Here is a 14,492-nt window from a genome sequence, read left to right on the forward strand (position 1 = left end):
CCCGCAGCCCGCCCCAGCAGAATCCGCGAACTGTGCACCGCCCACGGCCTCGCAGCGGCCTGACCTCAACCAGCCGACTTCGCCAACGGAATCAGGTCTCGGGTTCGAATCCCGAAGGCGGTTCACAAAGGTCAGAGGGTTGATGGCCCTTCGTGCGAGATCACGGAGGGCCTTTTGTGTGCCTGGTGGGAACATTCTGGGAACGGCGATTTCCGACAAGTCTTCTATGTCAATATTTTGGCAGGCTGAGGCGGGCCCCGAGAGTGGCCTGGTGTGCAAGGGCCGTGACAGCAGCACGCGGTCCCGGCGGTTCGCCCCTGGGCGAGTTGGGTGCGTCGCGTAGAGGGCCGAGATGGGTTGCTCTTGCGCTGGCGCCAAGGTGACGGCGCAAGTACGTCACCGAGAGCGGCCAACTTTCCAAGTGCGGACTGTATTTGTCAGTCACGTCCAGTACATATGAACCATGACGACTGATGCGTACGGGATGAGCGAAGCGGAGACCTGTCGGGCCTTTGTCCTGCCCGGCCTTGCTGAAGCGGGGTGGCGGGACGAGCAGGTGCGACCGCAGTACCGGATCAACAACGGCCGCCTGACGCCGACCCCGAAGCGTCATGTCCACGGTGATCCGCTGGTGGCCGACTATATCCTTGAGTACGCGCCTGATCTCCCGATCGGGGTCGTGGAGGCGAAGCGGTACCGGATCAGCGCCGAAGATGGTGTGGAACAGGCGCGCCGGTATGCCCGCAAGCTCGGCCTGCCCTTCGCTTATGCCACCAACGGCCAGAAGATCGTCGAGATCGACTTCCGCAGTCCTGATCCTAAGATTCAGGAGATCACTCGCTTCCCGTCGCCCGAGGAGCTCTGGGCCCGCTACCTGGGAGTCGAGCAGGCTGACTCCGATCTCGGTCGTGAGCTGCTGACAACTCCGTACGACCACAAATTGCGGAACTCGGACAACACCTCCAAGCGTCCCCGCTACTACCAGCGCATTGCGGTCAACCGCACGCTCGCTGCAATCGCCCGCAACCAGAAGCGCATCCTGCTGGTGTTAGCCACAGGGACAGGCAAGACCATGGTGGCCCTCCAGGCAGTCGCCAGGCTCTACTCGTCGCATTGGGTCCCCGGCCGCAAGCCGAGAGTGCTGTATCTGTCCGACCGCAACATGTTGGTCGATGACCCGAAAGACAAGTACTTCCTCCCGGTATTCGGTCAGGACGACGTCGCGAAGCTCGGCGGCGGACAACTCGTCAAGGGCCGGAAGATCTACTTCGCGCTGTACCAGTCGCTGGAGAAAGGCGACGAGGAGGCCCTGTTCCGGCAGTACGAACCGGACTACTTCGACTTGGTGATCGTGGACGAGTGCCACCGTGGCAGCGCCCGCGAGGATTCGCAGTGGCGGCGGGTGCTTGAGCACTTCTCCCCGGCCACCCAGATCGGCCTGACCGCCACGCCTATCAGCCGGAAGGATGCGGACACCCTCGACTACTTCAAGGAACCCGTCTACACCTACTCCCTGGCCGAGGGCATCGAGGACGGTTTCCTGGCTCCCTACCGTGTCCGCAGGGTGCGGCTGAACGTAGACATGGAGGGCTACAAGACCGAGCCTGGCCAGAAGGACAGGTACGGCAACGAAATCCCGGAGGATGTCTACGGCCCGCGTGACTTCGAGCGGGTGATGGTGATCCTGGAGCGCACCGAGGCTGCCGCCCAGTACGTGATCGATTTTCTCCGTGCCACAGCAGAGGACGGCATACACGGCAAGACCATCGTCTTCTGTGAGAACAACGACCACGCTGCGCGCATGCGGAGCGCACTCTTCAACGCCGCTGCTCAGGAAGTCCGCGCGCAGCCCGACTACGTGGTCCGCATCACCGACGCCGATGGCCCGCACGGCAAGGCCCTGCTGGACGAGTTCCGCAAGGACGAATCTGACGAGCCGGTCATCGCTGTCACTTCCAAGCTGCTCAACACCGGGATTGACCTGCCGGCGGTGCGCAACATCGTCCTCTTCCGCCGTATCGCCTCAATGCCGGAGTTCAAGCAGACCATCGGGCGGGGCACACGACTGTGCCCCGAGATCGGCAAGGGTTCCTTCGACATCATCGACTTCGTTGAAGCCACCCGGCTCTTCAACGACCCGGGCTTCGACGGCCCGCCGCTGCGCATCGTGCGGGACACCGCCGACGAACAGGGGCACGTGGTGGACACCGCACCGGAGACCGCCGACGGAGAGGAGGTCGATCCCGAGACTGTGGCCGAAGCCGAAGCCGAGTATGCGCAGGAGGACGGCGGAACGCTCGGACAGGCCGGCGGCACGGTGGATGACCCGGACGAGGTGGATCGGATCCGTTCCCGCGGCCGGCGGTATGTGGTGAGCGGGGTCGAGGTCTACAAGTGGGGAGAGGCCCGCTACCAGCTCGACTCCGACGGCCGGACACTGAAACTCGTCACGCTCCTTCAGTGGGTCCACGATCGAGTTCTTGAACTCGACCTGGCACCGGACCAGCTGCGCTCGCAGTGGGCGGTAGCCAAGAGCCGTCGCGTGCTGATGTCCGCACTGGACGCGGCCGACATCGATGCCGAGCGGCTGCCCACCGAGCTCGACAGCCCCGATGTAGACCCAGTAGATCTCCTGCTCAACGCCGCCTGGGGGCTGCCCTTGGTGAGCAGGGAAGAGCGGTTGTCGCGCTTCCGCCGAGAGCACCGGCAGTTCCTCGACTCCTTCCAGGAGCAGGCCCGCGAGGTGCTGGAGGGGATGCTGACGAAGTTCGCGGAATATGGGTCTCCGCAACTGCAACCGAAGACGCTCGAAGTGCAGCCGTTCCTCGGGATGGGTTCCCTCCGCGAGCTGACCGACCGGTTCGGCGGGGCGCAGCAGCTGCACGAAGCCATCGATGACCTCGGCAGGCGGCTGATCGAGGCAGCATAAGTCAAAGATAACTTTAGCTTCAGGCGTAAGCATGATGTGAAGATAAAGCTGTCTATGAGTTTCATGTCGATGTTAAGCTGGGTGCACGCTCAGGGACCGTACGGACACCAGAGCTGCCCTCTGGCGTATCGCCAGCGGGCAGCGCGGTTACTTCACTGCTGCCCAGGCGCTGGAAGTGGGCTACTCGTACCAAGCGCAGCGTTATCACGCCCAGCGAGGCAACTGGGTGTCCGTGGACCGTGGCATCTACCGCTTTCGGGAGTTCAGCGACCTGCCGGGGGAGGGGGACGATCACCTGGTGCGCTGGTCGCTGTGGAGCAAGGGGCGTGCCGTTGTCTCGCACACCACCGCGCTCGCCGTGCATGACCTCGGCACGGCCAATCCGGATCAGATCCACCTGACCGTCCCCCGTAACTTTCGGCAGAAAGACGCGGCCGTGATCCTCCACCAGGCCGAGCTGGATTCAGAAGAAGTCGAGCAGCGCGGCGGCTACCGGATCACCACGCCGGTGCGAGCGATCTCCGAGTGCGCGGCCGCGAGCACCGACCAGGACGTACTGGACTCCGCCGTTGCCGAGGCGCTGGAGCAAGGCATGGCCACGAGGCGGCAACTGCTCTACGCCGCACAGCGACTAGGGCCGCGTGCGGAGCTCGGCGTTGAGCGCGCCCTACGGACGGGAGATTCATGACCAGCCGTTACCGGGACGCAGCCGCACTGCGCCGCGCTCTGGAAGACCGGCTGAAACAGCAGACGAACGACACCCGCACCGATCTCGCCCGTCGGCGCCGCCTGATGGTCTTCGACCGTCTGGCTACCCGCCTCGCCAGTGATCCGTCGGCAGGTTGGGTTCTCAAGGGCGGCGCGGCCATGGAGTTCCGCCTCTCCGGCCGCGCCCGCACCACCAAGGACCTGGACCTGGCGGCCCGGCCTGACGGTGCGGTGCAGCCTGACGGTGACGATGTACGTGAACTGCTGATCGAAGCCCTGGCAGTGGACGCGGACGGTGACGGTTTCCAGTTCCGGGTGTCTGTTCCCATGGTCTTGAAAGCCGACACTGACGGTCGGGGCGGCTGGCGGTCCTCGGTCGAGGCACGCCTGGCGGGCAAGCTCTTCGAAGCTGTACGCGTGGATGTGGTGGCCCGGAGCGAGGAGATCGCGCTGACCGAGCGACTTCCGCTGCCCAACACCCTGGAGTTCGCCGGCACCCCGCAGCGCACCATCGAAGCCGTGGACCGCCGCCAGCACTTCGCCGAGAAGCTCCACGTCTTCACGCGGGACTACGGCGGCCGACCCAACACCCGGGTGAAGGACCTGGTTGACCTTGTCCTGCTCATTGAGAGCGGGCTGTCTCCCGATGCAGTGCTCACCGGGACCGTCCAGCATGTCTTTGCGGTACGGGCCACCCACTCTGTGCCGGAGTCGATCCCCGACCCACCGCCGGCGTGGAACGGCACGTAGCCCGATTTGGCCGCCGGCCTGACCCAGATGCCGCCCGACCTGGATACTGCAGCTCGCCCACCTGCGCGAGTTCCGGGGCAAGGCGTTGAATGACCAATACGAGGAGCAAGGCTGACATGGCGTCACCTACGAAGAAGGCGGCTCCGGCCGCTACGTCCAGGACGCGGCTCGCGTCCCTGATCAAGTCGGCCCGCGACATCATGCGCAAGGACGCAGGGCTCAACGGTGACCTGGACCGGCTGCCGCAGCTCTCCTGGCTGCTCTTCCTCAAAGCCTTCGACGAGCGCGTCGAGCAGGTTGGCCCACTGAGGGATCCCGACTACCGCCCGGCGATCGAGAAGCCCTTCCGGTGGCAGGACTGGGCCACCGACCCCGACTTCAGCGGGAAGGAACTGACGACGTTCGTCAACAACGAACTCATCCCGCACCTCGCCGAACTGAAGGGCGGGAACGCCGAGGATCCGCGCAATGTCCTGTCCACAATCTTCAAGGACGTAAATAACCGGATGCTCTCAGGTTCCCTCCTGCGGGACTTGGTAAATACGGTTGACCAGATCCACTTTACATCAACGGACGACATCCACACGATGGCTTTCGTCTACGAGTCGATCTTGAAGGAAATGCGGGATGCGGCCGGAGACTCCGGCGAGTTCTATACCCCCCGGCCGGTCAACCGCTTCATGGTCCAGCAGTCCTTCCTCAAGCTTGGTGAGTCGATCCTTGACCCAGCTTGCGGTACGGGTGGTTTCCTGGTCCAGGCGTACGAGGAGCTGAAGGACCAAGCCGACACCGTTGCCAAGCTGCGGCGGCTCCACTCTGATATCCGGGGTATCGAGAAGAAGCCTCTGCCGTATCTGCTGGGCAGTATGAACCTACTGCTGCATGGCATCGACGCTCCCCGCCTCGTCCGCTTCAACGCGCTGGACAGGATGCGGGACGCGACGGCGGCTGATCGTGTGGACGTTGTCCTCACCAACCCGCCCTTCGGCGCCGCAGAGGAACAGTCGGTTGTCAGGAAATTCCCAGAGGCCTATCGCACCCAGGAGACGGCCTGGCTGTTCGTCCACGCGATCCTGGACCAGCTGAAGAAGGGCGGCAGGTGCGCGATCGTCCTGCCAAACGGCAGCCTCTCAGACGACGGCGTCGGAGCACGCATCAAGGAGAAGCTGATGAAGGAGTGCAATCTGCACACCATCGTCCGTCTCCCGCAAGGCGTCTTTGCGCCGTACACCCCGATTCCTTCGAACCTGCTGTTCTTCGAGAAGACTGGACCAACGGAGGAGGTCTGGTTCTACGAGGTGCCCCTACCCGAGGGGCGACGCGGCTACAGCAAGACGAAACCGATGCGGTTCGAGGAGTTCGACGGTTGCGTCGATTGGTGGGGTGGTGAGGACAGGGAGGGGCGTGAGCAGAGCGAGTTCGCGTGGAGGGTCTCTGCGAATGACATCAAGAAGGCTGGACACAACCTTGACATCGCCAACCCGCACGTCGGCGACGACCTTGCTCACCGGACGCCAGGGGAGCTGGTCGACGATCTTCTGCAGGCGGAGGACGAGATCCTGAGCCTGCTTAAGGAGCTTCGCGCGGAGCTGGGGAGCAGCGCGTGAAGCTCACCGAATATGCTGTCAATGACGTAATCCAGCTGATCCGTCGGCCAGTCGATCTCGAAGAAAGTCGGGAATACTGCGAAATTGGTATCCGATCTTTCGGCAATGGAATTTTTCACAAGCTTCCTGTTTCGAGTGAAGATATCGGCACTAAGAAGGTGTTCTGGATCGAGCCGGGAGACCTTGTTTTCAGCAACATCTTTGCCTGGGAGGGAGCGGTTGCGATCGCCTCCAATAAGGAGGCTGGGATGATTGGATCACATCGATTCATGACCTACCGGGTCAACCAGGATGTTGCAGATCCGCGTTATCTGCTGCGGTTCTTCTATGGTGGACCAGGGCTTCAAACTATCCGCCAGGCCTCGCCCGGTTCCGCCGGCAGGAACAGAACACTCGGGATCAAAACCTTCGGCCACCAGCGCATTAGCTTGCCTGACCCGGTCGAGCAGCGTCGCATCGCTGCCAGGCTGGACGCGTCCATGGATCGAATCTCCCGCATCACCGCGCTGCGAGACACGACAACCGTGCTCTATAAGCAGCACATGGACGCACTGCTCCGACCGGTCCAGGAGCGAGCCAAGCTCTCGATGGCCCTTCACCCGAGCAGCGACTTCGTCGACGTAGACCCCACGGCGACGTATCGGACCGCCGGCCTCCTCAACCGAGGACGTGGCCTTTTCGAGCGCCCCGCGATCAATGGTGATGAGACCAAGTATCCCCGTTACAACCGTCTCCGCACCGGCCAGTTCGTCTACAGCAAGCTCTTCGGCTGGGAAGGCTCACTCGCCGTCGTCCCGCCGAGTTTCGAGGGCGTGCATGTCTCGCACGAATTCCCCACATTCGATATCGATCCTGATGTCGCCGACCTCGAATACATGACACACCTCGCGCGCTGGCATGGCCTGCATGACAGCCTCAAGGACAAGGGGACCGGCATGGGCTCCCGCCGGCAACGCGTGAATGTCGACCGCCTCCTGGCCACTGAGGTTCCGCTGCCGAGTCTGCCCGAACAACGCCGTATCGCCCGCCGTCTCACCCTGGTCCACCAGACGAGCCTGATGGGAGCGGAACAGTCCACTCAGCTTGCTGCCTTGCGGCCCGCGCTGCTCAATGCGGCCTTCGGCGGTCAGCTGTAGGGCACGCGTTTCCACTCTCCGTCCGTGACCACCACGTGGTCCAGAAAGCGGAGCCCGACCGCCTCCGCGCCCATCGCAAGGCGGGCAGTCGCACGGCGGTCGGGCTCGCTCGGGGCGACCGCGCCGGTGGGGTGGTTGTGTGCCACCCCGAAGGCCGTGCCGCCGACTGCGAGGACCAGGGCCAGTACGTCACGTACCGGGATCAGGCTGCGGTCCGTCGCGCCCTCGGTAAGTACGGCTGTACGGAGCACTGCGCCGGCGGAATCGCACGTCACGACCACAACCCGTTCATGGCGCAGCCCATGCAGCAGCGGCGCGGCGATTGCCGCCAAGTCGGCCGAGCCTCGTACCCGCGGGCGCTCTGCCTTTGGCGAGACCGCTCGCCGTCCGAGCTGGAAGGCCGCCGCGATGCGCGCGGCCTTCGCCGGGCCCAACCCCGGTGTGCCGGAAGACAGCTCGTGAGGTGCGGTCCGGGACAGTTCGTACAGACCGCCATGCCGGGCGATGAGCTGCCCCGCGAGCTCCACCGCATCACAACCGCTTGTACCTGAGCCGAGGAGCAGTGCAAGCAGTTCACGATCGGAGAGAGCTTCCGGTCCACGATCCAGCAGACGTTCACGGGGGCGGTCCCGCTCGGGCAGGTCCTTGATCCTCATGAACGCGCGCTTCCCATCAGTCCGCAGAGTCGAGGTCGACAGGCTCGTCGGGGTCGACGTCCTCAGTAAGTTCGACCACTTCGTCGCTCCTTAGCCCAACATCACCATGGCCGTACCCCTCGCGCTCCGTTCCGCCGAGCAGCTTCACGAGCTGTCGGTGCAGCGTCTCTGACCGGGCCCGCAGAAACGCGTCGTAGTCGTCCCGCAACGCCGCCTGGAAGGCGTCCTCCTCGACCAGGCAGCTGGCGAGCCTTTGCCGTACCGCCGTCTCGCCCTCTGTATCGCACAGATCCCGCAGATACTGGGATGGAGCACGGTCGGTGATCCAGATGTTGGACAGCGACGTCAGCATGACCAGGTTGCCGCAGACGTTCGCGCGGGCCTGGCTCACTCCCTTGGAACGCAAGTGGGCCCGGGGGAAGAAGTGATGGAATTCCTTGTCGTTCTGCCACGACAGGGCCTTCCCCACATCGATTCGTTGCCCGGTGGCCAAGTCCAGGGGCTCGGCATACGAAAGCAGTAAGCCGAGGAGCTTGCTGGGGGCATTGCGCCGAGAGAAAGAACTGCTGCGCCACAAAGCTGGACGCGGCGTTGCGGCCGAGGTGTCGATCTCTGTCGTCAGCCCCTGCGTGAAGTCAGCCACCGCCTGCCGGTCCGCGGCCATCTGCGTCTCGCTCCAGCCCTTGAAGTACTCGCCGCTCGCGGTGAGCCAGAACCAGCGCCGCAGAGACTCGTACTGCACCGAAGTGGGCTTGGGCAACTGGCGGAAGAGCTCCACCAGTACGGCGAACTGGTTGTAGTACGGCAGGGCTTCAGCGTGCGGTGTACGAATCTGAGTGCTGAGGAAGTCGACCGCCCGCTCGGATGCCTTGGCTGCCTCCGAGACCGCTGCCCGCAGCCTCTCCTTGTCCAACTCGCGAAGCCGGTTGATGTCCTTGGTGGAGAATCCGAACCCGGCAGCCGCCGCGATCGTGCGCAGCAAGGTCTTGCTGTCGACCCGTCCGTATTTCTTCGCGTTCAGCACTTCCAGTAGCTCATCGATCTCGTCCTGCAGATCGAAATCGGGACTCCAGGTACCCGCCCGCATCAGGTCGACGATGGTCATGGACGTGCCAGTGCTGTTGATCCGTTCGAAGATCCGGGCGGAGTCGTCGGGAGTCAGATCCTGCAGCGTCACCACCGGGATCTGGTAGTTGGTGAACTGCTCGTACAGCGATATAGCCCGCTCATGCAGCTCGGGTGCGAGCATCGACGTCTGGCGGAACAGGTCACCTGCCGAACTGACCTTCCGCATCGGGACGATGTGGTCACCTTCCGGGGTGTCGGGCATCAGATGGAGGAACCGCTCCTCGACGAGGTCGTAAGCGACGTTCCACTTGCCCGTGCCGGCGTGCAGGGCGCCAATGATGCTGGCCAGCCGTTGCTGGCCGTCGATGATGTAGCGCACCGGATGGCCAGCACGCGGCGCATCCACGCTCAAGCCCGCGATGGTCTGCTCACTTGCCAGCTGCTCGGTTGTCTCCCACAGCAGCACGCTGCCGATGGGGTAGTTGCGGTGTACGGAATCCAGCAGATGCAGGATCTGCTCCGGGGACCAGACGAATCCACGCTGATACTTGGGCAACACGATCTGGCCTGACAGCACTCGGTCGGCGAGCCGGGTCACCGGCGAAATCGTCGGTTCCGGACTCGCCTGCCGACGCCCTTGGGCTGATGTCGTCACACTGCCACCCCCTCTTCTGGTCGCGGCATCGCATCGGTCACGATCGTACGGGCCGCCGCTGACAACGGGGATAGCTGCAGGTGGAGCGGGAGCTGGCATTGGTGCGGGTCGACCACGAATTGTGAGTCGGGGCAGGTCTACCTTGCTCGTATGGCTGCCTATGTCCAAGGGGGAGGCCGATCTGCGCCAGCTTGCATCCCACCTCCCTCTCACTTTGTGGCAAAATATTCAATTTCGGACAAAGTGGAACTGAAGTGGTGCGCTATCGAGGCGTTTGAAGCGCGGCTCCTCATCCAACACGATGTGGGTTGGTATGACACCCGTCCCAGTGCCCTCGAGTGTTGTTACGCTCGGCGCCAAATCAAGACATGGAGGCGAGGTTGGTGGGGCAGCCGACGGGTTCCGAAGACTACGAGAGTGTCTTGGACGCCGTGATCGCGCCGGTTACTGAGGCGTACTACTCCCAACGGGTTCAGTCAGGGTTCAACGCACGGGTGCGAGCCCAATCCGCTCAGTCCACTATCACCCTGTTCGCCGGAGGGTTGATCGCAGCCCTCACCGTTACCACGTTGGCGGACCGAGGCAAGCTGACTCAGATCGTCGCGATCACCACCGTCGGGCTATGGCTACTGGCGGCCCTGCTTTACATGCGAGCCGTGGCATTCCCCGTCGTAGACCTTCCTGGTCCCGACTATGTGACTAGTCGTGAGGCGCTGATCAGAAGCGTCCTTGAGAAGGCCAACCATGAGACCGAGAAGATCGACAAGAGGCAGGGGCATGCGAACTGGGTTGCGGCGGCCGCCGTCGCCATGAGCGTCCTCACCTTTGCCCTCGGCGTACTTGTGGGACCAGAGACGGAATCTGCACCTGGCACGGTTGTTCTGGAGCCTTCGTACAGGGACGCATTGACGCTGCTGTGCGGCGAGAAGACGTACCGAGTCGAGGGCATGGTCACCAAGGGCTCCCTGAGCACCCCGTTCGTTGAGGTGAAACCTGCGAAGAACACGTGCGGAGCCAAGAGCGGTGTCCTGCAAATTCCGCGTTCCGCCGTGAAGGCCGTGAGGTGGCAAGATGCCTGATTCGAACGCGATCGCTCATTTCCTGTGCATCGGACCGCTGCCCGAGGACGCTGAGGTGCGTGAACGAGCACGGGCTGCAGCGTCCGCCGATCTGGCGCAGCTTCACAGCACAGGGCACAGGCTCGACGGGCTGTTCGTCCTGGGTACTGCGGGCGGATTGTCAGACCACGGGTATCCGGCATCGAGGGAATTTGTCGACTCACTCCTCCTTGACTGCCTCAACCACAGCGCCGACGGGGCGCTACCGATGGTCCTGGCTGCAGCAGGCTTGGGAGACCGCCGGATGGGCTCAGCAGGGCTCTTGCTGACCAAGGCCCTGAGTGGAATGTGGGAGCAACTCGGCTCCGAGCTGTGGAGCGGAGGGCTCACGGATGACATCGTACGCCCCCTGAAATCCGAGGTGTTCCGAGATTTCCAGGAGTGGCATCAGAAGGTTTATCACGTCATCCCCGGCATGCACGCGGGGCTACTGCCCGGCGAGGGCGCACTGCGATGGGAGGCCGCTGGCAGATCCATTGGCTTGGTCACAGTCAACACCGTCTTCCGGATGGTTTCCGCCGACGCCGACGCTGGGCTGGCAGGCTGCTCGGAGGAACAACTGAAGTGCGCAGTCGGTGAAGAGTTCGACGCCTGGGTCGGAAGCAACGACCTGACGCTCCTACTAGCCGGCCATACAGGCAGCATGCCTGATCTGTCGGGACTCCCGTCACCGGTGTTGCCGCTCGCCGGGTCTGGAGATGAGGACGGCCTCTGGCGCGTGCTACCCCATGGCGCGGACTCTGTGCACCAATTGCTGAGCGTGAACCTTGCGCGCGACGCGCGACCCGAGGTCACCAATGTTGGGACTGGCCACACACTTGCTCTGCAAGGACCTTGTTACCCCGCGCCCGAAGCGGCGCCCGCACGTGCGACACAGGACTCCTCTTCTCAAGAAGACTACGAGGAGGGACCGCTGCTCGACGCCTTCTACCAACAGGCGGCCACAGGGCGGATGGTGCTCGTGCTGGTCTCCGGGCCGGAGGCCGACGGAGGTCCCATCGATACGGACGAGCTGAACCGCCGCCTGGCTCAGGCTGCATTCGGTGCAATACCTCATCCGATCCCACCGTTGAAGGAGACCTGGGCAGCCGCCCGCGAGGAACTGACGCCGCAACAGCTCGAACACCATCTCCAGGCGCTGCGCGGCGCTCCGGACACCTTCCCGCAAGCCGCGCAACGGCTGCTGCAATCCCCATGGTGGCGCGTCTACGACTTCACAGGCTCTGACACCTTCGCCACCGCGGTCGCCCGCGACCCGAAGCTGGCCGAAACTGTCTCCTTGGTCAACGCCGGCCAGGCTGGACCGGGAGGCAAGAAGAGCGTCGTCGAAGTCATCGCAATGAACGGGACGGTCGGCAGCACATCCGGGACTGTCGACTTCAGCGAGGTCCCCGTGAACGGCAGCGACCCTCGCAACCTGTGGTTCCGGCAGTTCCAAGCAGAAGTGCTCATCCGGCCCACGCTGTTCATGGCGCTGTCACCCGGCAGCGCGGCCCTGTGGGAAACACTCGCCTTGACCGGCAGGCTTTCAGGAGCGGAGGGGTTTCCGGGCTTCATCGTCACATCCGACGGCACCTTGGCAGATCGGGCGCGGTTGCGGCGAGCCGCTCTCAGTCACATCCGACAGTCCCCTTTCACCTTCTCGACCCAGTGTCTGCGGTCCGGCCACCAAAGCCTCGTCGAGGGCCATCGGTTGCTCGCGCAGTCCTACGTAGGCGAACGCAAGGGCACGGGCGTCGCTCGGGTGGCGACACTGGTAAGTGAAGCGTCGAAGGGGAGCCGCGCATTCCTGGAGGGCCGGGACGCAGCGTGGGGCGACATCATCGACAAGGTAGCCGCCGAACTATCTATGAAGGACGCGTTGGAAGACGCTGGGCGGCCAAGACCGGGCGGCCGTGCCCCGATCGTCCTACTCAAGGGCAGCGCCGGGTCGGGCAAGACCACAGCTTTGATGCAATACGCCTATCGTCTGCACACGATGGGGAAAAACGTCGGCTGGGTGGACCGTGACGTATCGGTTTCCCGCCGGACCATTGAGGCCCAGGCTCTAGAACAGAGACTGAACGCTATTTTCGTCGACGACATCGACATCTTCGGCAAGCAAGCGACTTCATTGCTCAAGAATCTAAGCAATGGAGGGAAAACCCTCGTTGTGGCGGCGATCCGCACGACCCGCGAACATGAGCTCGACGCCACTTTCACACCCGACGTCGTACGGTCCGACACCCCACTGAACGACGACGATCTCAGGAACATTATCAAGGTGCTCAAGAAGAATGGGCTCCTGGGAATTCTGAAACAGCACCGGTTGCCCCACCAGCGCATCAACAGGCTCCGCACGATCTGCGAGAACAGCCTTCTAGCTGCAATGATCCAGGTGGTTACCGGAGAACAGTTCGAGGCGAAGATTCGAAGCGAGTTCCAGCAGCTCGACAGCGAACAGCGGGCAGCGTATGCCACCGTTTGTCTCTTCGAGTCGGCCCTCGTCTACAAGCAGCGGGGAATCGACGAAGAGGATCTCTTGCTGATCGTCGCCTCACCAGCCGCGCCGACCCGACGGCACCGAGACGCCGTCTCCCAACTAGTTCCCATGGGCATGTTGGTGCGGGCCGCCGACGGCCGACTCCGCTGCCGCCAGCGGGCCATCGCTGACAGCGTCGTCGACTCAGTCCTCAGAGCCAATCTGGACCAACTGGCCTCCGTGGCCCGGCATCTTCTGGTGTTCTACGCGGCCCGCGCACGGAACACCCAGGACAACGACCATCCCATCCGCCGAGCCATGATCAAGCTGCTCAGCCACACTCTGATGCGCGACCTCAAGCTCCCCGTCGAAACCGTACGGGAAATCTACGACGCAGCGCACGACTCTTTGCAAGACGACCGCCACTATTGGCTACAGCGAGGCTCGTTCGAGTTGGAGCACGGGCACCTGAGAATCGCCCGAAACCACCTGGAGACGGCCAAGGGATGCGACGGGGGCGAGCAGGATCCCCTGGTGCGTACTACGAGCTGTGCGATCCATCTGAAAACGGCAGCCGAGGCGTCAAAGAATCCTGGCCTTGAGAGCGCCGCGGTTAACGCAGTTCATGACCTCCACGCTGTGACCAAACAATGTGGGGCGAGCGCGCCCCATAGCTACGCCATCTTGGCCCGTGAGGGTACCAAGTGGTTGGAGGCCTGCACCTCGACGCTCGCTGCCCAAGTCTTCTTGGATATGAAGACGCTGATCCTCGAAATTATTGCAGAAGGTAAGGTGTTCTGCCGCAATAACCATCAATTCATGGATATCGCCGCCACATACGAGCCTGTACTGAAGAAACTCCTGCCGAAAGGCCCTGGTGTCCCTCTCTGAGACGGCAATGGCGCAGGGCGGTGAAATCGAGTGGGGCAGACCGTGATGCAGTAAGATAGTCCGGATATCGTTGTGCTGAGGGTCCATTTTGCAACAGTCGACCGCGCTACGCTGTTGCCATGCGGCTGACCTGCGATAACGGTCAGTGGCTCCGCCCCGGGCGAACGGGTCAGGACGCCTTTCTCATCCCAATGCAGGTGCGAAGCTCCCCGGATTGGCTTCGCGCTCTCACCAGCGACGCTGCCGTTCATCACGGATCTGGCCCCGCTCCACGGGAACTGATGGGAACCTCATGGGAACGGAAGGATCACGCACGATGCAGCAAGACCGGGTAGAACCTAGTACCGGCACATGCTCTCACCTGCGACTTTCCCTAGATCCGAGCAAAGTTGTTCAAGATCGGGATGATCATGTGCTGACTCGTAATGCGTAGGTCTGATTCCGTTGGCGAAGTCGGCTGGTTGAGGTCAGGCCGCTGCGAGGCCGTGGGCGGTGCACAGTTCGCGGATTCTG

General features: G+C 63.2%; 9 protein-coding genes. 7 read left to right on the forward strand and 2 right to left on the reverse strand.

Annotated elements, in window-relative coordinates:
• Positions 1 to 463 precede the first annotated feature (463 nt).
• The 5 genes from hsdR to ABZS71_RS34655 all read left to right on the forward strand — a co-directional run bounded on the left by hsdR (position 464) and on the right by ABZS71_RS34655 (position 7,130).
• The gene (gene hsdR, locus ABZS71_RS34635) at positions 464 to 2,929 is read left to right on the forward strand and encodes an EcoAI/FtnUII family type I restriction enzme subunit R (protein ID WP_356216602.1); all 2,466 of its coding nucleotides are present in this window, start codon (positions 464 to 466) and stop codon (positions 2,927 to 2,929) included.
• A 226-nt stretch (positions 2,930 to 3,155) separates the two neighbouring features.
• On the forward strand, positions 3,156 to 3,617 hold the full coding sequence (locus ABZS71_RS34640; protein ID WP_356216605.1) for a hypothetical protein: 462 nt from the start codon (positions 3,156 to 3,158) through the stop codon (positions 3,615 to 3,617).
• Positions 3,614 to 4,387, forward strand: a complete 774-nt coding sequence (locus tag ABZS71_RS34645) for a nucleotidyl transferase AbiEii/AbiGii toxin family protein (RefSeq protein ID WP_356216608.1) — start codon at positions 3,614 to 3,616, stop codon at positions 4,385 to 4,387. The genes ABZS71_RS34640 and ABZS71_RS34645 overlap by 4 nt, the downstream gene beginning before the upstream one ends.
• 116 nt (positions 4,388 to 4,503) lie before the next feature.
• The gene (locus tag ABZS71_RS34650) at positions 4,504 to 5,994 is read left to right on the forward strand and encodes a class I SAM-dependent DNA methyltransferase (protein ID WP_356216611.1); all 1,491 of its coding nucleotides are present in this window, start codon (positions 4,504 to 4,506) and stop codon (positions 5,992 to 5,994) included.
• A complete protein-coding gene (locus tag ABZS71_RS34655) occupies positions 5,991 to 7,130 on the forward strand; it encodes a hypothetical protein (protein ID WP_356216614.1) in 1,140 nt (379 codons plus the stop codon). The genes ABZS71_RS34650 and ABZS71_RS34655 overlap by 4 nt, the downstream gene beginning before the upstream one ends.
• On the opposite strand, the gene radC is transcribed toward ABZS71_RS34655, so the two are convergent.
• Complete coding sequence (gene radC / locus ABZS71_RS34660; RefSeq protein ID WP_356216617.1) at positions 7,121 to 7,786, reverse strand: DNA repair protein RadC; 666 nt, start codon at positions 7,784 to 7,786, stop codon at positions 7,121 to 7,123. The two genes, ABZS71_RS34655 and radC, sit on opposite strands and share 10 nt — an antisense overlap.
• 16 nt (positions 7,787 to 7,802) lie before the next feature.
• Entirely contained in the window at positions 7,803 to 9,452 is a 1,650-nt protein-coding gene (locus ABZS71_RS34665) for a DUF262 domain-containing protein (protein ID WP_356216620.1), read from the reverse strand.
• A 479-nt stretch (positions 9,453 to 9,931) separates the two neighbouring features.
• Here ABZS71_RS34665 and ABZS71_RS34670 point away from each other — a divergent pair, with 479 nt between their 5' ends.
• Both ABZS71_RS34670 and ABZS71_RS34675 read left to right on the forward strand, forming a co-directional pair.
• Positions 9,932 to 10,588, forward strand: coding sequence for a hypothetical protein (locus tag ABZS71_RS34670; RefSeq protein WP_356216623.1), 657 nt, complete (start codon positions 9,932 to 9,934; stop codon positions 10,586 to 10,588).
• Positions 10,581 to 13,979 carry a hypothetical protein gene (locus ABZS71_RS34675; RefSeq protein WP_356216626.1) on the forward strand — a complete coding sequence of 1,133 codons (3,399 nt, stop codon included), beginning with the start codon at positions 10,581 to 10,583 and terminating at the stop codon, positions 13,977 to 13,979. Before ABZS71_RS34670 ends, ABZS71_RS34675 begins: the two co-directional genes overlap by 8 nt.
• Positions 13,980 to 14,492: the final 513 nt, after the last annotated feature.

Source organism: Streptomyces sp. NPDC005393 (assembly GCF_040606675.1).
Taxonomy (GTDB): Bacteria; Actinomycetota; Actinomycetes; order Streptomycetales; family Streptomycetaceae; genus Streptomyces.